The organism is Nocardiopsis endophytica (genome assembly GCF_027706725.1).
In the GTDB taxonomy this organism is placed as follows: Bacteria; Actinomycetota; Actinomycetes; order Streptosporangiales; family Streptosporangiaceae; genus Nocardiopsis_A; species Nocardiopsis_A endophytica.
Genome location: NZ_JAQFWQ010000020.1, coordinates 20,054 through 39,101, shown reverse-complemented (window position 1 = coordinate 39,101; position 19,048 = coordinate 20,054). Strand labels below are relative to the sequence as shown.

Genomic DNA, 19,048 nt, shown 5'->3' with positions numbered 1-19,048 from the left:
GACACGGCCGATGGCGGGGAATACGGGGCCGCGCCGGAGGCCGCGCGGGGCCCGGCCGGGCGCGTTCGGGCCCGTACGGCGGGGCCGGAGTCCGTGGTGGGACCCGGCCCCTCACCGTCACAGCTCCAGCGCCGGGTGCAGCCGGGACATGGTCCACGTCCGCTTCCCGGCCACCGCCGCCCAGCCCAGCAGCAGCCCGGCCGCCGTATAGGCGCCCAGCACCAGGCAGGCGTGCAGCACCGCCTGCGGGTCGCCGCCGCTGATCAGGTGGCGGCTGGCGGTCACCGCCTGGTACATCGGCATGTACGGCGCGACGGCCTGGAGGAGCCCCGGGCTGGTCTGCAGCGGGTAGGTGCCCCCGGCCGAGACGATCTGCACGATCAGCATCACGAGCACGATGACCTTGCCGGGCGCGCCGAACTGTGCGTCCACCCAGTGCACGATCGAGGTGTAGGCGGCGGCCACCAGCACCAGGAAGGCGATGAGCCCCGGCCAGTGCACCGCGTCCAGCCCCAGCAGCAGGTGCAGGGCGGCGACCATCACCACCGCCTGCGCCGCCCCCAGGGCCAGCCCGGGGATCCAGCCGGCCACCGCCACCCGCCAGGACGGTGCGGTGGAGGCCAGCGCCCGGCCCGGGGCGGTCGGCAGCACCATGTACACGACCATGGCGCCCACCCACAGCGACAGGCCCAGGAAGAACGGGGCGAAGCCGGTCCCGTAGTCGGGCACGGGGTTGGAGGTGGCCGAGGCCAGCCGGGTCGGCGCGCTCATCATCGCGTCGCGGGCGCTCCGGGAGTCCTCGTCGAACACGGGGATCTCCTCGGCCCCGTCCCGGAGCCCGCCCGCCAGCTCGCCCGAGCCGTCCTCGAGGTCGCCGAGACCGTCGTCCAGGTCCCCGGCGCCGATGCGCAGCTCGGTGATGCCCTCGTCGAGCGAACCGGCCCCGGAGGCCAGGTCGCCCAGGCCCGAGTCCAGCTCGTCGGCGCCCTCCCGGAGCCCGCCCAGGCCGTCGGCGAGGTCGCCGGCCCCGTTCTCCAGGTCGCCGAGCCCGTCGTGCAGGTCGGCCGCGCCGTCCTCGGCGCCGGACAGGCCGTCGCGCAGCTCGCGTGACCCGGAGGCCAGCTCCTCCAGCCCCGAGGCGAGCTCGTCGACCTGCTCCCGGGCGTCCTCGGCGTCGTCCGCCAGGTGGGGCGCCTCGTCCTTCAGCTCCTGCGCCAGGTCCCGCACCGCGCGCGCGTCGTCGGCGATCCCGTCGATGCGGTCGCGGTGGTCCTCCACGTACCGGTCGGCCTCAAGGGCGAGGTCGATCCCCTGCTTGAGGGCGTCCCGCACCTCCGGGGGGATGTCCGGGTACTTCGCCGGGTCGTCGAGGTCCTCCTTGAACGCCTTGAGACGCGCGGTCTCCTCGTGGCAGATCTCGGGCAGCTCGTCCAGGGCGGTCGCGAGCGCGTCGGCGGCGTCGGCCACGTCCCCCGCGTCCTTCTCGATCTCGGGGGAGTGCTCCTTGAGGAGGGGGATCCACTCGTCGGCGAGCGCGTCGATCTCGTCAGCCTTGTCGTTCACCCGGTCCGAGGCGGAGGCGGCGCCGTCGGCCAGGTCGGCCGCGCCGGAGTGCAGCTCGCCCAGACCCGACTCCAGGTCGGCCGCGCCGTTCTCGGCGGTGGAGGCGCCGTCGGCCAGGTCGTCCGCGCCGTCCTTCGCGGTGGCCGCGCCGTCGGCCAGCTCGCCCGCCCCCTCCTCGGCGTCCGAGGCGCCGCCCGCGACCTCCCCGGCGCCGTCCTCGGCGTCGCCCAGCCCGTCGTAGAGCCGCCCGGAGCCGTCCTTGGCGTCCGAGGCGCCGTCGGCCAGCTGCCCGGCGCCGTCGGCGGCCTCCTCGGTCTTGGAGTGGATCTCGTTGAATCCGACGAACATCGCGTCCAGGTACCGGGAGACCGCGGACTCGTCGACCGCCTTCTCGATCTCGGTGAGCCCCATGGCCAGCAGCTCGGAGGCGATGTAGTTGGTGGCGTCGTTGTAGTGGACCTCCAGCCGCGCGCGCGTGGGGTCGTTCCCGGTGTCGGCGGGGGAGACCAGGTCGGCGCTGAAGTCCTCGGGGATGGTGACGGAGGCGTAGTAGCGGCCGTCGGCGACCCCGGCGGCGGCGTCGCGGGCGTCGGTGACCCGCCAGGCCAGGTCGCCGCGCTCGACCAGTTCGTCGGTGAGGTCGTCCCCGGCGGTGACGGTCTCCCCGTCGGCGGTGGCGGGTTCGTCCTCGTTGACCAGCGCGACCGGCAGGTTGCTCAGCTTGCCGAAGGGGTCCCAGAACGCCCACAGGTACATGCCCGTGTACAGCAGCGGGATGACCGTCAGGGCGCACAGCGCGGCGATGGTCAGCGGGTGGCGCAGGAAGGAGCGGGTCGACAGCCATCCCAGGCGCAGGGTGGGCAGGAAGCGCATCTAGGCCCCCTTGCGCGCGAACAGCTCCGACAGGTGGAGCGCGCGCTTGCGTGCGGGGCCGGTGCGCCTCTTCGGGCCTGTGCGCTCGGGGCGCGGCGGGCGGCGCAGGCGCACCACGGCGGTGTCCTCGTCCGCCCCGGCGGGGTCGCCGCAGGCGGCGACGACGGTCAGCCCGGTGTCGGCCAGCGCGCGCAGGGTCCCCCAGAACTCCCGGCGGTGCTCGTCGGTCAGGCCGTCGTCGGCGTCGTCGACCAGCAGCAGGCGCGGCTCCTCCAACAGGGCCAGCGCCACCCCCAGGCGGAGGCGCTCCAGGCCGGTGAGGTCCTTGGCGAGCGTGTGCGTGTCCAGGTCGCCGAGCCCCGCCTCTTCGAGGGCGGGGGCCACCGCCGACTTGGGGGCGGGGCGGAAGCGCAGGAGCATCCGCTCGGTGAGGTGCTCGGCGACGCGCAGCCGCTCGTCGAGGTCGTTGACGCCCTGGGACAGCCCCAGGGCGGCGATGTCGCGCACCTTCCGGGCGCGGCGGGGCAGTGGGTGCCCGTCCACGGCGAGGCGCCCGCCGGTGGGGCGCATTCGCCCGGCCAGGGCGAGCAGCAGCGCGGTGCGCCCGCTGCCCGAGTCGCCCGCGACGGCGGTCAGGGAACCCGGGGCGGCCTCCAGGCCCACCCCGGAGAAGACCGTTCCCTCCCCGGTGCGCAGCTCCACGTCCTCGGCCACCACCCGGACCCCCGTCGCACGGCGCATCCGCCCCCCTCGGTTCGCCTACGTCCGCCCTGGGCACGAGCCTGGGCACGGGGGCGGGCAGGGGGCAACGCGCCACGCTCGGACTTGGCGATGTCCGGGCGATATCCGGACGAAGCGCGCGCTCGGGCGGGGTCAGGCGCGCTCGGCGCGCAGGATGTCGTCGACCAGCCGCATCAGGACCGCGTGCACCTCCTCCAGCGGCCGGTCCGGGGCGAGCGTGCGCCACTCCAGGGCCGCGGTCAGCGCCATGCCGAACAGCGCCGACCCGGCCACCCCGGTGTCCAGGCCCGGGCGCATGCCGCCCTCGGCCCGCACCGCGTCCAGGAGCTCGGTGAACACGTCGATCGCCTGGCGCCGGATGCGCAGCGCGGTGGCCTCCCAGGCCTGGTTGGTGCGCCAGGACTCCGACAGCAGCAGCCGGGCCAGGTCCTCGTACTCGGCGATGAACTGCAGCTCGGCCCGGATGAGCCCGGACAGCGCCTCGCGCGGCGGACCCGCCGCGCCCTCCCGGAGCATGGCGGCGAACCGGTCCACGCCCCATTCCAGGAAGGCGGAGAACAGCTCGTTCTTGCCGCCGAAGTTGTAGTAGACGGTGCCCTTGGCCAGGCCGGCGCGCTCGGCGATCCGGTCCACGGTCACACCGTCCAGGCCGTGGGCGGAGACCTCCTCCAGGGTCGCCTGGAAGAGGCGCTGCCGGGTGGCCTCGCGTCGCGCGCTCACGGGTCGCTCCTGCGTACGGGGGATGGGTGCGACCGCCATTATCCCGCCTTCCCCGGGCGGAGGCGCCGGTCGCGGCGCCCCCGCCCGACGTGTCAGAGGACGCCTCAGAGCTTGAGCGCCGGGTGCAGGGCGCTCATCGTCCACATCCGCTTGCGGGCCACTGCCAGCCAGGTCAGCAGCCCGAAGACCACGGTGTAGGCGGCCAGCACCCCGCACGCCTGCACCACCACCGTGGTGTCGCCGCCGCTGATCAGCACCCGCAGCGCGGAGACCACCCAGCTCATCGGCAGGTAGGGGGAGATCGCCTGGAAGAAGCCCGGGCTGGTCTCCACCGGGTAGGTACCCCCGGCCGAGGTGAGCTGGAGCATCAGCAGCACCAGCGCCAGGATGCGCCCGGCCGAGCCGAAGCGGGCGTTGGCCCACTGCACGACCGCGGTGTAGGCGGCCGTGGTCAGCAGCAGCAGGCCGACGGTGGCCGGCCAGCGCTCGGCCTCCAGCCCCGGGTACAGGTGCAGCGCGGCCAGGCTGATGCCCACCTGGGCGGCGCCGATCGCCGCCGCCGGGACCCACCCGGCCAGGGCGATCCGCCAGGACGGGGCGGCCGAGGCCAGCGCCCGCCCGGACATGGGCGGCAGCACCATGTAGATCATCATGGCGCCCACCCACAGCGACAGCGGGATGAAGAAGGGGGCGAAGCCGGTGCCGTACTGGGGGGCCTCGTTGGCGATGTCGGAGCTGAGCCGGACCGGCTCGCTCATCATGTCGCCGCGGCCCTCGCGGTCCTCGGAGTCGAAGGTGGGGATGGCGTCGGCGCCCTCGTCGAGACCGGCGGCCAGCTCGCCGGAGCCGGACTTGAGCTGGCCCAGGCCCTCATCGAGCTCGTCGGCGCCGTCGTCGAGTTTGCCGATGCCGTCGTCCAGCGCGTTGGCGCCCTCGTCCAGGTCGCCCGCGCCGCCGGAGGCCTCCTCCAGGCCGTCGCGCAGGTCGCGGCTGCCGTCGGCGAGCTGCTGCAGGCCCTCGTCCAGGTCGTTGATCTTGTCCTGGGCGTCCTCGGCCTTGTCGGCCAGGCCGGGGACGGTGTCGGCGACCGTCCCGGCGATGCCGGCGACCTCGTCGGCCTTGGCCTTGACGGTGTGGATGCGGTCCCAGTTGTCGGCGACGAAGCCGGCGTAGTCCGCCCCGGTGTCCGCATACGTCTGCGCGTCGTTGAGCAGTTCGTACATGGCCGGGTCGGTGGTCTGCAGGTCCGGGTCCTCCTCCAGGCGGGCGGCGACCCGATCGGAGAAGGCGCGTGCGTCGGCGGCGTCCTGCTGCACCTGCGTGGGCTGGTCGGGGAGCCCGTCCAGGGCCTCGGAGAGGGCGTTGGCGGCCGTCTGCGCGTCCTCGGCGGCGGTCTGGATGTCCTCCTCGTGGTCGCGCAGGTAGGGGATGGCCTCGTCGGCCTTGGGATTGAGCTGGTCGGCGGCGTCGGAGACCTGCTGGGAGGCGGTGCCCAGGCCGTCGGCGAGCGTCTTGGAGCCGTCGTAGAGCTGGTCGATGCCGGTGCTCAGCTCCCCGGTGCCCGAGGAGAGCTGGGAGGAGCCGTCCTTGGCGTCGTCGAGCCCGTTGCTGAGCTGTTCGGAGCCGTCCTTGGCGTCGGCGTTGCCGTCGGCGATCTTCCCGGCGCCGTCGGCGGCCTCCTCGGTCTTGGAGTGGATCTCGTTGAAGCCGAGGAACATCTTGTCCAGGTAGTCCGCCACGGCGGTGCTCGCGGCGGCCGCCCGCACCTCCTTGAAGGCGGAGGTGAGCAGCTGGCGGACGGTGAAGCCGTTGGCGTCGTTGAAGTCGGCCTGGAGCATGGCGGGGACCGGCTCGGCGCCGTCCTCGTCGGGGGAGGCCAGGCGCTCGCTGAAGTCCTCGGGGATGGTGAGCGAGACGTAGTAGCGGCCCTGGGAGACGCCCGCGGCGGCCTCGTCGGCGTCGACGACCTTCCAGTTGAGGTCGCCGCCCTCGAGCAGTTCGTCGGTGATCTCGTCGCCGGCGCTCAGCTCCTCGCCGCCGACCTCGACCGGCCGGTCCTCGTTGACCAGGGCGACCGGAAGGTTGCTCATCCGGTCGAAGGGGTCCCAGAAGGAGGCCAGGTACAGGCCGGAGTAGAGCAGCGGGACGATGCTGAGCGCGACGATGGCGGCGGTCGTCAGGCGCGCCCGGAAGAACGAGCGGACGGACAGGCCGCCCAGGCGGAGCGAGGGGAGGGCCCGGGGCTTCCGGAGCTTCACGCGGTCTCCTTCGCGGAACGGTTCGGGGAGGCGGCGGGGGAGGCGTCTGCGGGGGCGTCGTCCTCGCCGTCGGCACGGGGGTCGACGACCGGCAGGCGCCCGGCGTGGTGGCGCCCCTCCGGCGGTGGGCCCGCCTCGCCGATCTCGACCACGTCGGCCAGGCCGCGGGCGGCCTCGGCGTCGGCACAGGCGGCGACGATGGTGGGCCCGGTGTCGGCGACGGTGCGCAGCCGCTTGAAGAAGGCGCGCCGCTGTTCGGGGCCCAGACCGGTGTCGGCGTTGTCCACCAGCACCAGGCGGGGCTCGTCCAGCAGGGCGAGCGCCACGCCCAGGCGGCGCGTCTCGGCCATGCTCAGGTCGCCGACCAGGCGCTGGGTGTCGAGGCCGTCGAGCCCGGCGGCGGCCAGGGCGGGGCCGGTGATCGAGCGGGGGGCGGGGCGGAAGCGCATGAGCAGCCGCTCGCGCAGGTGCTCGGCGACGCGCAGGCGCTCGTCCAGGTCGTTGACGCCCTCGCAGAGGGCCAGGGCGGCCATGCCGCGCACCTTGCGGGCGTTGCGGGGCAGCTTGTGGCCGTCCACGGCGAGGCTCCCGGAGGTGGGGCGCATCCGGCCGGCCAGGGTGAGCAGCAGCGAGGTGCGCCCGCCGCCGGAGTCGGCCCGCACCACGGTGAGCGAACCGGGGGCGGCGTCCAGGTCCACCCCCGCGTATACGGTCCCCTGGCCGGTCCGCAGCCCCAGGCCCTGGGCCTGGACCCGCGCCCCCGTCGCCGTGCGCATGCCGGTGCCTCCCGTGCGTGTTTTTGCACTGACTGGTCAGTTCAAAAATACTCCGGTCGCTGGGCCGGGAGGGTGCCTCGGATGGTGGAATGCGTCACGGCGCACAGGGCCGGAGTTCCCGAGAAAGCGGCCGAATCGGGCCATCGCGGACATCTTGACCGTGCACAGGGGAGGCGGCGTAGCCTCGGCCCCGACCCGATCGGAGGATCCATGGACTCCACGAGGCCCCCCGGCCTGGACGCGCCCTCGACGCTTCGCGCCCTCAAGGCGGTGTCCCGGCTGAACGCGGCCCTCTACCGCGCCACCGACGGGCGCGTGGGCGGCCGGTTCCGGGCGCACCGGGGGTTCCCGAAGGGGATCCCCGTGTGCTTGCTGACCACCCGCGGGCGCAAGAGCGGACGGCTGCGGACCGCGCCGCTGCTCTATCTGGAGCTGGAGGAGGGGACCGTGGCGGTCGTGGCCTCCCAGGGCGGCACGGCGCGCAACCCCATGTGGTACAGGAACATCCTCGACGAGCCCCGGGTGGTGTTGCAGACGGGCGCCGAGATGACCGTGCGCCGCGCCCGCACCGCCACCCCGGAGGAACGCGCCGAGCTGTGGCCCCGACTGGTCGACCTCTACCCGGAGTACGCGGACTACCAGTCCTGGACCGACCGCGAGATCCCGGTGGTCCTCCTGGAGCACACCGGAAGGTAGGGCGACGGGGCCTCGGGGCGAGCGGGGCGGTTCCCGGTTCCTGCTTGCCGACCGGCAGGTTCCTCGCGGTCCGGGTGGCCGGGCGGCTGACTGGTACCCCGCTTCAGGGCCCGGCCGGACGAAAGGCCACCGGAGTGTGAGGTCACTGGGCGGCGACGACGAAGGAGGGTGGCCCTTCCGGCAGCGCTGTCGACCGTCCGGCGTGCGCATGGTCACCGTGATGGGCAGCGACGGCGACAGTGGGGCGGTTCCCGGGCCCTGCTTGCCGTCCGGCAGGTTCCTCGCGGTCCGGTGGTGCAGTGGTGGAAGTGTGCGGTCGCCCGCGCTCGTGGCGGCCGCACCCCGGTTCCCCCTGCCCGGCGATGATCTCGACAAAAGTGCTGCCAAAACCGCGGGAATGACAGCACTTCCGTCGAGATCATCGCCACAGGCCCTAGCTGCGCCCGGTATGCCCGGTATGGGCTCGCTCGGACCCCGCCTTCCGGGTGCCTCGGGTGCTCTGGGGGCAACTTGGGTGGTGAAAACGACACCTGATCTGCATAAAAGCGTCGATTTCACGACGCAGGATCGCCAAGGGTCTCGTGTTTTGCCCGATATGCCCGGAATGTTCTGGCCTTGAGAGTCCTCATGCGGCCTTGTCTGCGGCCCGGGCGACGAGTGATGCCCCGAACGCGCCCGGCGGGCCGCCCCGGTCTTCTCGCACGGTCCCGGCGGCCGCCACGAACGCGAACGACCACCCGCCCATCCCTGCCGCGCCGCCTACCCGGACCGAGAGGGGCCTGCCGCCCGGCAGGCGGGGGCGGGGAACCGCCCGGCTCACTCCGTCGCTGCCATCAACGCCGACCACTCACACGCCGGACAGACGACAGCGCTGCCGGATGGGCCGCCGACTTCTTCTCGTCGCCGCCATCCCGCTTACGCCCCGGCGGTCCGCCGCCCGGCCGGGGCCCGGGAGCGGGGTACCTGCTCAGCCGCCCGCCCACCTGGACTGCGAGGGGCCTGCCGCCCGGCAGGCAGGGCCGGGGAACCGCCCCCTCTCGCCGTCGCCGCCATCAACGCCGACCACTCACACGCCGGACAGACGACAGCGCTGCCGCATGGGCCGCCCGCCCCCCTGTCGCCCGGAGACGACGAGGCCCCGGCGGCGCCGTGCGCCGTCGGGGCCCCCGCCTGCTACCAGCTCGTCGGGACCGGCTTGCCCTCGGTGAAACCGGCGGTGCTCTGCACGCCCACCGTCGCGCGCTCGGCGAACTCCTCCAGGTTCGACGCCCCCGCGTAGGTCATCGAGCTGCGCACGCCCGCCACGATCTCGTCGATCAGGTCCTCGACGCTGGGGCGCTCCGGGTCCAGGTACATCCGGCCCGTGGAGATGCCCTCCTCGAACAGCGCCTTGCGGGCCCGGTCGAAGGCCGAGTCCTCGGCGGTGCGCAGCCGCACCGCCCGGGCCGAGGCCATGCCGAAGCTCTCCTTGTACATCCGCCCCTGGGCGTCGCGCAGCACGTCGCCCGGGGACTCGTAGGTCCCGGCGAACCAGGAGCCGATCATCACGTTCGAGGCGCCCGCCGCCAGGGCCAGCGCCACGTCGCGCGGGTGGCGCACCCCGCCGTCCGCCCACACGTGGGCGCCCAGCTCGCGGGCGGCCTGCGCGCACTCCAGCACGGCGGAGAACTGCGGCCGCCCCACCGCGGTCATCATCCGCGTGGTGCACATGGCGCCCGGCCCCACGCCGACCTTCACGATGTCGGCCCCGGCCTCGACCAGGTCCCGGGTGCCCTCGGCGGTGACCACGTTCCCGGCCACCACCGGCACCGACGGGTCCAGCCCGCGCACCTTGCGCAGCGCCGCGAGCATCTTCTCCTGGTGGCCGTGGGCGGTGTCGATGACCAGGGTGTCCACCCCGGCCTCGAGCAGTTCGGCCGCGCGCCCGGCCACGTCGCCGTTGATCCCCACGGCCGCGGCGATGCGCAGGTCGCCGTCGTGGTCCACGGCCGGCTCGTACAGGGTGGCGCGCAGCGCGCCGGTGCGGGTGAGCACGCCCACCAGCGCGCCCTCGGCGTCCACCACCGGCGCCAGCCGGTGCCGGAAGTCGTGCAGCGTCTGGAAGGCCTCCTTGGGCTCGGTGCCCTCCCGGATCGTGAGCACGTCCCCCGACATCACCTCGTGCAGCTGGGTGAAGCGGTCCTGGCCCACGCAGTCGGCGTCGGTGACCACGCCCAGCGGGCGGCGGTCGCCGTCGATGACGATCACGGCGTTGTGCGCCCGCTTGGGCAGCAGGTTGAGCGCGTCGCCGATGGTGTCGGACGGCCCCAGGGTGATCGGGGTGTCGTGGACCAGGTTGCGCCGCTTGGTCCAGGTGATCACGTCGGTCACCACGTCGATCGGGATGTCCTGCGGGATCACCGTGACACCGCCGCGGCGGGCCACCGTCTCGGCCATCCGCCGCCCGGCGACCGCGGTCATGTTCGCGACTACGATGGGGATCGTCGTCCCCGTCCCGTCACCGGTCGACAGGTCCACGCCCAGCCGCGAGCCCACGGCGGACCGCCGGGGGACCATGAACACGTCGCTGTAGGTCAGGTCATGCTGGGGTACCTGGTCGTTCAGAAAGCGCACGCCACTACCTCGGTCGATGCTGTCCGGGGCCGACCGGTCGGGTCAGTGCCCGGCCGAATCCCGTCTTACTTGTCAATTATGACCGCGCCGATTGGAAGACCCGACACCGCGTCTGGGATGATCTTCCGGCCCGAACCGACCTCCCCTCCCGCAGGCGCCCTCCCGCAGGGGAATCCTCCGCCGCGGACGGACCGCCGCCGGAGCCGACACGCGGCGCCGGGGGAGGCCCGCAGGAGAAGAGATGACGACCTTTACCCTCGCCGACGTCCGCGAGCGGACCTATAAGAGCCGCGACGCCTGGTGGACCGTCTTCCTGGTGGACCCGCTCGCCTCCCGCCTGGTGGTGTGGACGGCCAACCGCACGGACATCACCCCCAACCAGATCACCTTCGGCGCGGGGGTGCTGGGCGCGGGGTCGGCGGCGGCCTTCGCCATGGGCTCCTGGCCGTGGCTGGTGCTCGGCGCGGTGCTGTTCCATCTGAGCTTCGTCCTGGACTGCATGGACGGCAAGATCGCGCGGCTCAAGGGGACCGGGTCGGTCTTCGGGGCCTGGGTCGACTTCGTCTTCGACCGTATCCGCTTCTTCGGCTGCATGATGGCGCTGCTCGTCGGCCAGTGGGCGGTCACCGGCCAGGCCGTCTACCTGCTGCTGGCGCCGGTCGCCGTGTTCGTGGACCTGCTGCGCTACCTGAACGGCGCCCAGGTCGCCAAGACCCGCCAGAGCATGCGGGAGAAGCTGCGCGAGGCCGCGGCCGGGCGCGAGGTCGACGCGGACGTCGCCGACCCGGAGAGCACCGATCCCTCCGGCGGTGCCGCCGCCGAGCCCGAGGACGGCGGCGAGGAGGGCGGCGAGCGCGTCGTCTTCATGGAGGAGGCGCTGCGCGAGGACCCCTCCCTCGACCGCGAGCAGGTCTACGCCCGGGCCCGCGCCGAGGGCGCCCGCGTGGTCGACGTGCACGCCGGGTTCAGCGAGCGGATGGGGTGGTACGAGCGGCTGCGGCGGTCGCTGCTGCGCAGCCGGGTGCGGCCGCACCTGTTCAGCGGCATCGAGTTCGAGATGTTCGTGTGCGTGGTCGCGCCGCTGACCGCCGTCCTGTCGGCGGTGTGGCCGGGCACCACGCTCATCGTCGCGGTGACCGTGCTGTCCTGCGCGGCGCTCCTGGCCTTCGAGCTCGCCATCGTCTACAAGCTGTGGATGGCCACCCGCGACTTCACCCGGGAGCTGGCCCGGCTGCAGCACAGGCGGGCATGACGCGGGCATGACGCGCGCACGATGAAGGGGCGGGGCCGTTCGGCCCCGCCCCTCTTCTACTCATGGACCGTCCGGGTCGCGCGGGTCGCCCGGGTCGTGCTCAGCGTCCCCCGGGGAGCGGCAGCGTCGGTGTCGGCCGTTCCTCCCGGTCCCGCCGCAGGATCCAGTCCAGCTTCGGTTCGACCAGCCAGCCGGTGGCCTTGCGCACCCACCCCGACATCAGCACGAACGTCAGCCCCAGCCCCAGCAGCCCGGTGACGACGAACGATCCGTGGCCGCCCAGCGCCTCACCGGCCCAGTCGAAGTAGCCGAACCCTTCGGCGATGCGGATGACCAGCCCGTGCAGCAGGAACGCGTACATGGTCAGCGCGCCGTAGCGGGTGAACCACGTCTTGGCCCGCGGGGTCAGCGACAGCACCGCGATGGTCAGCGAGAACGCCAGCACCATGAACACGATCCGGCCCGGGATGCCCACCGGCAGCAGCTCCATGTCCCGGTCGGCCAGGCTCTCCCGCCAGTACACCCACTCGCGGCTGAGCTGCTCCAGGTACAGGTAGCTCATGGCGGCGGTGACCACCACGACCCCCACCGACCAGGCCCGCACCCAGCCCGACTTGAGCAGGTCCAGGTGGCGCTGCTCCATCAGCAGCCCGGCCACGAAGAACGGAAGCAGGCTGACGATGCGCGACATCCCCAGGATGTCGCCGGTCGCCACCAGGCCCCCGGCCAGCGAGACGGCGACCGCCACCGCCATCGGGTAGCGGATGCGCTTCCACAGCGGGACCGTCAGCCGCCACACGAACAGCGCCGCCAGGAACCAGGTCAGCCAGAGCGGCTCCAGCGGGCCGTCGGGCAGCTTGCGGTCGACCGACAGCGACTGCAGCGCGTACACGCCCCAGAAGATGAGGTAGGGCGCGGCGACGGTGGTCAGCAGCTTGTCGATGCGCCGCCCCGAGCCGTCCTGGGACTTCGACAGGTACCCGCTGATCAGCACGAACGCGGGCATGTGGAACAGGTAGACCCAGAAGTAGACGGTTTCGCCGATGCGCGTGTCCGTCGCCGGCTCGATCGCGTGCCCCACCACGACCAGCACGATCAGCAGGAACTTGGCGTTGTCCAGCAGGGCGTCGCGCTTGGCCGGTGCGGGGCGCCGCGGCGCCGCGGCGTCCGTGCCGCCTGCGGCGGCCGGTGCGGCGGGTGCGGCAGAGGCGGCAGGGGTCTCGTCGGGGAGTCGGGTCGTCGAGGCCACGGGGTCTCCGGGTCACCTTCTCGGGGCGTGGGAGTCATGGGAACGGCCGCCCGCGCGGGGTGCGGCCGGGGCTCCACGGCGCGGCCGGACGCCGCGGGCGGTGAAGCTGAGAATCCTGGGAGAACTCTGAGCAGGCACCTTACCTGCCGTGGGACGGACACGGCCATACCCGGGGGTGTGCGGCCGTGTGCGGGGGAGAGTAATTCCAGGTCGCAGTCGCCCGCAAGGGCCCATCGAGGGGGCCGGTTCCCGGCGGCCGATAACGTGACGATAACACTCGACCGTCCCCGGTGCACCCGAACCTGGGTGATCTCACATGAACCCCGCGGCGGTCCGCGCCCCCGCGCGGCGGACCGCGGGACCCACCCCGCGTTTGAGTTCACCCGGACCGGACGAGAGAATCGGCGGGCGGGCGAGGTGCCGGTGACCTGTGCCGTCCACCGCCGGTCCGCGGATCACGGAAACGGAAGGCGGTGGAATACGTGCCGCACGCTGTCGAACCCACCCGCGCCGCCCAGCACGGCGGCGCCGTCATGCGCCTCGTCGACGAGGTCTTCCCCCCGGTGGAGGGCTTCTACGTCGACCTGCACAAGAACCCCGAGCTGAGCCACCAGGAGTTCCGCACGGCCAGCGCGGTCGCCGAATGGCTGCGCACCGCCGGATACGAGGTGCACACCGGCGTCGGCGGGACGGGCGTGGTCGGGCTGCTGCGCAACGGCGACGGGCCCACCGTCATGCTGCGCGCCGACATGGACGCCCTGCCGGTCGAGGAGAAGACCGGGCTGCCCTACGCCAGCACCGCCCGGGGCACCGACACCGACGGCTCCGACGTGCCGGTGATGCACGCCTGCGGGCACGACGTGCACACCGCCTGCCTGGTCGGCGCCGCCGACCTGCTGGCCCAGGCGCGGGACCGCTGGCACGGCACCCTGATGGTGGTCGCCCAGCCCGCCGAGGAGCACATGGACGGCGCCGCCGGGATGCTCCGCGACGGCCTCTACACCCGCTTCGGCCGGCCGGACGTGGTGCTCGGCCAGCACGTGGGGCCGCAGCCCGCCGGGATGGTCAGCCACCGGCCCGGGGTCATCCTGGCCGCGGGCGCGGTGCTGCGGGTGAGGGTGCACGGGGTCGGCGGGCACGCCTCCCGGCCGCACACCACCGTCGACCCGGTGGTCATCGCGGCCAACATCGTCACCCGGCTGCAGACGGTGGTCGCCCGGGAGATCAGCCCGGGGGAGATGGCCGTGGCCACCGTCGGCGTGCTGCGCGCCGGGACCAGGGCCAACATCATCCCGGACGAGGCCTACCTGGAGATCAACACCCGGGCGCTCAACGACGCGGTCGCCGAGCAGCTCCACGAGGCCATCCGGCGCATCGTCAAGGCGGAGGCGGCGGCCTCCGGCGCCCCGCGCGAGCCCGACGTGGAGGTCGTGCTGCGGGCCGAGCTCACCGACAACGACCCCGAGCACACCGCCGAGGTGATGGCCGCCCACCGCGCCTACTTCGGCGAGGACTACGTCCTGGAGATGCCCGAGCCGTTCACCGGCAGCGAGGACGTGGGCGAGTTCGGGCTGCCGGGGGACCCGAACCCGGTGCCGTACGTGTTCTGGTTCATCGGCGGGACTCCGCACGACGTCTGGGAGCAGGCGCCGGGGCAGACCCCTTACGAGAAGCTGTCGGCGCTGCCCAGCAACCACTCGCCCTTCTTCGCGCCCGACCGGGAGCCCACCCTGCGCTCGGGGCTGGCCTCGCTCACCGTGGCGGCCCTGACCTACCTGGGGAACGAGGCCGACGCCCCGGCGGCGGCGCCGACCGGCGGGCAGGTCCCGATGTACGCCGAGCCCCCGCAGTCGGCTCCGACCGAGGGCGTGCCGTCGTTCGCGCCGCCGCCCCCGCCCGCACCCGAGCCGGCGCCGTTCGAGGCACCGTTCGAGCCCGCGCCGTACGAGCCCGCACCGTTCGACGCCGCGCCGGAGGAGGCCCCGGTCTCCACCCAGCAGGCCGACATGGACGCGCTGCTCGCCATGGGCGATTCCGCGCCCTCCGAGCCCGGGCCTGCGCCCGCTCCCGCCCCCGCGCCTGCTCCTGCGCCCGGAGGGGAGGAGCAGTGGGACCTCGGGTCGGCTCCGCCGCCCCCGGCACCCCCGGGGCCCGAGGGCTACCCGGCGGACCCCTACGCACCTCCGGCGGAGCCTTACGCCGAGCCCTACGCGGACCCGTTCGGGGCCCCGCCGCCGCAGGCCCCGCCGCCCCAGGGACCGCCGATGGCCGCCCCGCCTCCGCAGGGGCCCCCGGTCGCCGCGCCGCCGCCGTCGGGCCCGGCCGTGTCGGCGCCGCCGCCCAGCGGCGAGCCCTTCGGCGACGCGCCGCCGCCCTCGGGCGAGCCGTACCGCGAGCCCGAGCCGTACCGGGACCCGCGGGGCGACGACGTCCGCGATGGCGGTCATGAGGATCCGCCGCAGCGCTTCTGACAGAGGGGGCGCCTACCGGCCCGTGGCCGGGGGGCGCCCCTTGCGCGTTCCTTGCGCATTCCCCATGTATCCGCGCGGACACAGAGCGGGCGCGGCTCGCGCGCCCAGAATGGGGGACATGGCCAAGCGGTGGTTGTGGGGGGACCGGCGGCGCGCCCGTGAACTACGGCATCCCTGGGAGAACCCGCTCCTGGGGTTGTGCGTCTCGGTGACCGTTCTGGCGGTGGTCGGCGCCGTCACGCGTGCGCTCGGGGGTGACACCGGCGAGCCGCTGATGCTGCTGGCGATCCCGGCGTTCGTGTTCTTCGCGCGCGGGCAGCTCTACGCCAAGCAGCGCGTCAACGGGGTGCGGATCACCGAGGACCAGTTCCCCGAGGCGCACCGGATGGTGCGGGAGGCGGCGCACGCGTTCGGGATGGACAAGGTGCCCGACGCCTATGTGGTCCTGGGCAACGGGCAGATCAACGCCTTCGCCTCCGGGCACGGGTTCCGCCGCTACGTGGCGGTCCACAGCGACCTGTTCGAGGTCGGGGGCCGCCTGTCGGACTCCGACGCCCTGCGGTTCGTGATCGGCCACGAGGTCGGGCACATCGCGGCGGGGCACGGGTCGTTCTGGCGGCAGTTCGGGGTCTCGGTGGCCAACGTGATCCCCGGCATCGGGGCGACGCTGAGCCGCGCGCAGGAGTACACGGCGGACAACCACGCCTACCTGTTCTGCCCGGAGGGCATGTACGGCCTCCGGGTGCTGGCGGCGGGCAAGTACCTGTACCGGTCCGTCGACTTCCACGCCATCGCGGCGCGGGGCGGCACGGACAACGGCCTGTTCGTGATGCTGGTGAACTTCCTGTCCACGCACCCGGTGAACACGTGGCGGTTCCAGGCCCTGGCCGACCGCTCCCGCCCGGGGCGGGTGTTCTGAGCGGGAGCGGTCCTTCCGGTGCCGGTCACCTCCCCGCCAGGAACTCCTCGAATGTGGGGCCGTCGACGGCGTTGCCGGGCACGAGGTTGTCCCCGGCGCGGAAGGCGCGCACCGTCTTGCCGAACAACGGAAGGGGCGCGACGGGGCGGGCGCGGTAGGCGCGCGCGAGATCGGCCATGGTGCGGATCTCCGGGCCGCCGAGGTCGGGGACGCGCCCGGACTCCCCCTCCTCGGCGAGGGCGGCCATGCGCTCGGCCACGACCCGCACGTCGACCGGCTGGAAGCGCACCCCGGAGAGCACGGCGGTGACCGGCAGCGCGCGCTGCGCGGAGAACATGCGGGCGATCAGGTCGTGGAACTGGGTGGTGCGCAGGATGGTCCAGGGCAGGCCGGAGTTCTTCACCACGTGCTCGGTCGCGAGTTTGGTGCGGTAGTAGGACAGGGGGATCGTGTCGATGCCCGCGATCGAGATGTAGATCAGGTGCGGCTTGGCGCCCCCGTCCCGGGCGGCCTCGGCCAGGAGCCGGGTGGTGCGCACGTCGTCACGGCCGAGCGTGGTGGCGCAGTGGACGATGGTGTCGACACCGGACACGGCCTCGGCGACCCCGTCGCCGGTCCGCAGGTCGCCGACGACCCTCTCCGCCTCCCCGGAGGACCCCGGCCGCCGGCTCAGGACCCGCACCTCCCGCCCGCCTTCGAGGACCCGCCGAACGACCGCCTTACCGAGCGTCCCCGTACCGCCGGTGATGAGAATCTTCTCCATACCCACAAGACACCGGTGAGCTCAGGGCTGTGACAACGACCGCCGCACCGGCGCTCAGAGGAGAGCCCGGTCGCCGTGGGGGAGGGCTACGGGGGTCACCGGAGCATCGGGGCTCCGATGTCCAGGGCCGTTCCGTACAGGCGCGCCACCGGCAGGCGGATGACCAGGCGGCGCTCGGCCACCAGCCGTTCCAGGAACGCCTGCTCGCCCTCGGGGCGCTCCTCTTCGGGGACCATCGCGAGCAGCTCCCTGCCGACGGCGTCGCCCGGTGTCCGGGTCGTGTCCGACAGCTCGGCGTCGCCCTCGGCGACCGCGAACGTCCACACGTCCCCGCCCAGCACGTGCAGCGACGCGCGGGGATCGGCCGTGATGTGGCGGACCTTCAGCCGGTCGGCGGTGGTGGAGAAGCGCACCAGCCGTGCCTCGGGGTCCCAGGTGTAGACCATGGTCGACATGTGCGGGTGCCCGCTCCGCTTGACGGTCGCGAGCGTGCCGAACCGCTGCCCGGAGAGCAGGTCGGAGAGCTCGTCGTCGGAGAGGGAACGGGGGGTGGGTCGATCGCTCATGCGAACGCCAACACCGCCCTCCCGGCGGGCATTCCGGTCCGGGCCGGAGGCCGCCGCGCGGACGGGGCGGCGGTGGTGCCGCCCCGTCGCGCTCTCAGGCGCTCCGGGTCACGGGTTGGGGGCCCGTGATGGGCCCTCCTGGCCCGGGAACCGGCGCGGGGTCTCGTTGTCGGGCGCGTTGGCGGGGCGGATGGACATGCTGGCCCTCGGCTTTCGCTTCGGTGCCCGCGCCGGGATGTCCGGGGACCGGGGACGGTCCGCGGTTCGCGGGACTACGGGGTCGATCGCTCAGGAAGAAGGCGCCTCCATGAAGATGTGACGCAGCGCGCCCCGCTTTGGTCGTGGCCGTGACCGGACAGCCCTCACCGGGAACCGGGCCGCGCGGGCACCGCCGGTTCCCGCAACCGCCGGACCGCCAGCCAGCTCAGCAGGGGGAGTGCGATCAGCGGCACCAGCGCCGCCTGCAGCGACGCGGCGTCGGCCACCGCCCCCACCGCCGGGCTCGCCACCCCGCCCACGCTCACCGCCAGGCCCAGGGTGACGCCGCCCGCCGTGCCCACCCGGTTCGGCAGGTAGTCCTGGGCGAGCGTGACCTGCAGCGAGAACGGCACGTACAGCGCCCCCGACGCCGCCGCGACGAAGACCAGCATCGCCGGGCCGGGCACCAGCACCGTCCCCGCCACCGCCACGATGGCGCACAGGTAGGCCCACCGCACCACCGCGACCCGGTCCCGGCGCTCGGCCAGGCGCCCGCCGACCACCGTGCCCACCGCGCCGCCGCAGTAGAGCAGGAACAGCGCGGCCGCGCCCACCGCCGCGCCCCCGCCGACGCGCTCCTGGGCGTACAGCGCGATGAACGTGCTCAACCCGACGTAGACCACCGACCGCAGACCCACCGCGGTGGCCAGCCGCAGGAACGAGCGGACGTCGTCCGGCCGGGACGGCGCGTCGGCGCCGCGGGTTCCCACGCCCCGCCCGTGCGCGCCGCCCAGCCTCCGGACCGCCGCCGCGCACAGCAGCGCCCCGATGACGGCGGGCAGTCCGAGCAGCGGCGTCCCCGCCAGGCCCGCCCCCGCGACGACCGCCGTCACCAGTACGGGCGCGACCGCGAACCCAACGTTGCCGCCCAGCGAGAACCACCCCATCGGCGTGTGCCCGCCCCGCGCCGCGATCCGCGCCACCCGCGCCGACTCCGGGTGGTAGGCCGCCACCCCCACACCGCTCAGCGCCACCGCCGCCAGCACCGCCCAGTACCCCTCGACCACCCCGACCGCCGCGATCCCCGCCCCTGCGGCCAGGGTGCCCGCCGGGAGCAGCCACGGCGCGGGACGCCGGTCGGTCAGCGCGCCGAACAGCGGCTGGGCCACCGACGACAGCAGCGACGCGGCGAGCACCACCCCCGACACCGCCGCGTACCCGTACCCCCGCTCGGCGGCGAGGAAGGGCACCAGCGCCGCCACCGCCCCCTGGTACACGTCCACACAGGCGTGCCCCGCCGACAGCAGGAGCACGGCCCGGTCCTTCGAGATCGTCGACACGGCCCCCATGCTCGTCGGCGCCGCGCCTGTCGGGCTTCCGATAATCTGCC

General features: G+C 73.9%; 14 protein-coding genes. 4 read left to right on the top strand and 10 right to left on the bottom strand.

The window, feature by feature from the left end; all coding sequences use genetic code 11:
* Positions 1 to 117: 117 nt before the first annotated feature.
* From O4J56_RS09425 to O4J56_RS09405, 5 genes are all read right to left on the bottom strand, one after another.
* Positions 118 to 2,436: a YhgE/Pip domain-containing protein gene (locus O4J56_RS09425; protein WP_270685210.1), complete on the bottom strand. Its 2,319-nt coding sequence runs from the start codon at positions 2,434 to 2,436 to the stop codon at positions 118 to 120.
* On the bottom strand, positions 2,437 to 3,177 hold the full coding sequence (locus tag O4J56_RS09420; protein ID WP_270685209.1) for an ABC transporter ATP-binding protein: 741 nt from the start codon (positions 3,175 to 3,177) through the stop codon (positions 2,437 to 2,439).
* A gap of 132 nt (positions 3,178 to 3,309) precedes the next feature.
* Complete coding sequence (locus O4J56_RS09415) at positions 3,310 to 3,897, bottom strand: TetR/AcrR family transcriptional regulator (protein WP_270685207.1); 588 nt, start codon at positions 3,895 to 3,897, stop codon at positions 3,310 to 3,312.
* Between the two features lie 104 nt (positions 3,898 to 4,001).
* Positions 4,002 to 6,155 carry a YhgE/Pip domain-containing protein gene (locus tag O4J56_RS09410; protein ID WP_270685205.1) on the bottom strand — a complete coding sequence of 718 codons (2,154 nt, stop codon included), beginning with the start codon at positions 6,153 to 6,155 and terminating at the stop codon, positions 4,002 to 4,004.
* On the bottom strand, positions 6,152 to 6,931 hold the full coding sequence (locus tag O4J56_RS09405; RefSeq protein WP_270685204.1) for an ABC transporter ATP-binding protein: 780 nt from the start codon (positions 6,929 to 6,931) through the stop codon (positions 6,152 to 6,154). The genes O4J56_RS09410 and O4J56_RS09405 overlap by 4 nt, the downstream gene beginning before the upstream one ends.
* 210 nt (positions 6,932 to 7,141) lie before the next feature.
* Between O4J56_RS09405 and O4J56_RS09400 the strand changes: the two genes are divergently transcribed.
* On the top strand, positions 7,142 to 7,627 hold the full coding sequence (locus O4J56_RS09400; RefSeq protein WP_270685202.1) for a nitroreductase family deazaflavin-dependent oxidoreductase: 486 nt from the start codon (positions 7,142 to 7,144) through the stop codon (positions 7,625 to 7,627).
* A 1,173-nt stretch (positions 7,628 to 8,800) separates the two neighbouring features.
* Here the strand turns inward: O4J56_RS09400 and O4J56_RS09395 are convergent.
* A complete protein-coding gene (locus tag O4J56_RS09395) occupies positions 8,801 to 10,240 on the bottom strand; it encodes a GuaB1 family IMP dehydrogenase-related protein (RefSeq protein ID WP_270685201.1) in 1,440 nt (479 codons plus the stop codon).
* Between the two features lie 241 nt (positions 10,241 to 10,481).
* Between O4J56_RS09395 and O4J56_RS09390 the strand changes: the two genes are divergently transcribed.
* On the top strand, positions 10,482 to 11,492 hold the full coding sequence (locus O4J56_RS09390; protein WP_270685200.1) for a CDP-alcohol phosphatidyltransferase family protein: 1,011 nt from the start codon (positions 10,482 to 10,484) through the stop codon (positions 11,490 to 11,492).
* Between the two features lie 100 nt (positions 11,493 to 11,592).
* On the opposite strand, the gene O4J56_RS09385 is transcribed toward O4J56_RS09390, so the two are convergent.
* Complete coding sequence (locus O4J56_RS09385) at positions 11,593 to 12,741, bottom strand: acyltransferase family protein (RefSeq protein ID WP_270685198.1); 1,149 nt, start codon at positions 12,739 to 12,741, stop codon at positions 11,593 to 11,595.
* Between the two features lie 473 nt (positions 12,742 to 13,214).
* Here O4J56_RS09385 and O4J56_RS09380 point away from each other — a divergent pair, with 473 nt between their 5' ends.
* Both O4J56_RS09380 and O4J56_RS09375 read left to right on the top strand, forming a co-directional pair.
* Entirely contained in the window at positions 13,215 to 15,212 is a 1,998-nt protein-coding gene (locus O4J56_RS09380) for an amidohydrolase (RefSeq protein ID WP_270685197.1), read from the top strand.
* 118 nt (positions 15,213 to 15,330) lie between these two features.
* Complete coding sequence (locus tag O4J56_RS09375) at positions 15,331 to 16,131, top strand: M48 family metallopeptidase (protein ID WP_270685195.1); 801 nt, start codon at positions 15,331 to 15,333, stop codon at positions 16,129 to 16,131.
* A 25-nt stretch (positions 16,132 to 16,156) separates the two neighbouring features.
* Here the strand turns inward: O4J56_RS09375 and O4J56_RS09370 are convergent, their stop codons facing one another.
* The 3 genes from O4J56_RS09370 to O4J56_RS09360 all read right to left on the bottom strand — a co-directional run bounded on the left by O4J56_RS09370 (position 16,157) and on the right by O4J56_RS09360 (position 18,998).
* Complete coding sequence (locus tag O4J56_RS09370) at positions 16,157 to 16,894, bottom strand: SDR family oxidoreductase (protein ID WP_270685193.1); 738 nt, start codon at positions 16,892 to 16,894, stop codon at positions 16,157 to 16,159.
* 95 nt (positions 16,895 to 16,989) lie between these two features.
* Positions 16,990 to 17,460, bottom strand: a complete 471-nt coding sequence (locus O4J56_RS09365) for a TIGR03618 family F420-dependent PPOX class oxidoreductase (protein WP_270685191.1) — start codon at positions 17,458 to 17,460, stop codon at positions 16,990 to 16,992.
* Positions 17,461 to 17,822: 362 nt separating this feature from the next.
* A complete protein-coding gene (locus O4J56_RS09360; protein WP_270685189.1) occupies positions 17,823 to 18,998 on the bottom strand; it encodes an MFS transporter in 1,176 nt (391 codons plus the stop codon).
* Between the last annotated feature and the right edge of the window lie 50 nt (positions 18,999 to 19,048).

What these genes read in the sequence shown, in the direction of transcription:
- O4J56_RS09425 (WP_270685210.1), bottom strand. Translation starts at nt 2,436, where the DNA reads ATGCGCTTCCTGCCCACCCTGCGCCTGGGATGGCTGTCGACCCGCTCC.
- O4J56_RS09420 (WP_270685209.1), bottom strand. Translation starts at nt 3,177, where the DNA reads ATGCGCCGTGCGACGGGGGTCCGGGTGGTGGCCGAGGACGTGGAGCTG.
- O4J56_RS09405 (WP_270685204.1), bottom strand. Translation starts at nt 6,931, where the DNA reads ATGCGCACGGCGACGGGGGCGCGGGTCCAGGCCCAGGGCCTGGGGCTG.
- O4J56_RS09400 (WP_270685202.1), top strand. Translation starts at nt 7,142, where the DNA reads ATGGACTCCACGAGGCCCCCCGGCCTGGACGCGCCCTCGACGCTTCGC.
- O4J56_RS09390 (WP_270685200.1), top strand. Translation starts at nt 10,482, where the DNA reads ATGACGACCTTTACCCTCGCCGACGTCCGCGAGCGGACCTATAAGAGC.
- O4J56_RS09375 (WP_270685195.1), top strand. Translation starts at nt 15,331, where the DNA reads ATGGCCAAGCGGTGGTTGTGGGGGGACCGGCGGCGCGCCCGTGAACTA.
- O4J56_RS09370 (WP_270685193.1), bottom strand. Translation starts at nt 16,894, where the DNA reads ATGGAGAAGATTCTCATCACCGGCGGTACGGGGACGCTCGGTAAGGCG.
- O4J56_RS09365 (WP_270685191.1), bottom strand. Translation starts at nt 17,460, where the DNA reads ATGAGCGATCGACCCACCCCCCGTTCCCTCTCCGACGACGAGCTCTCC.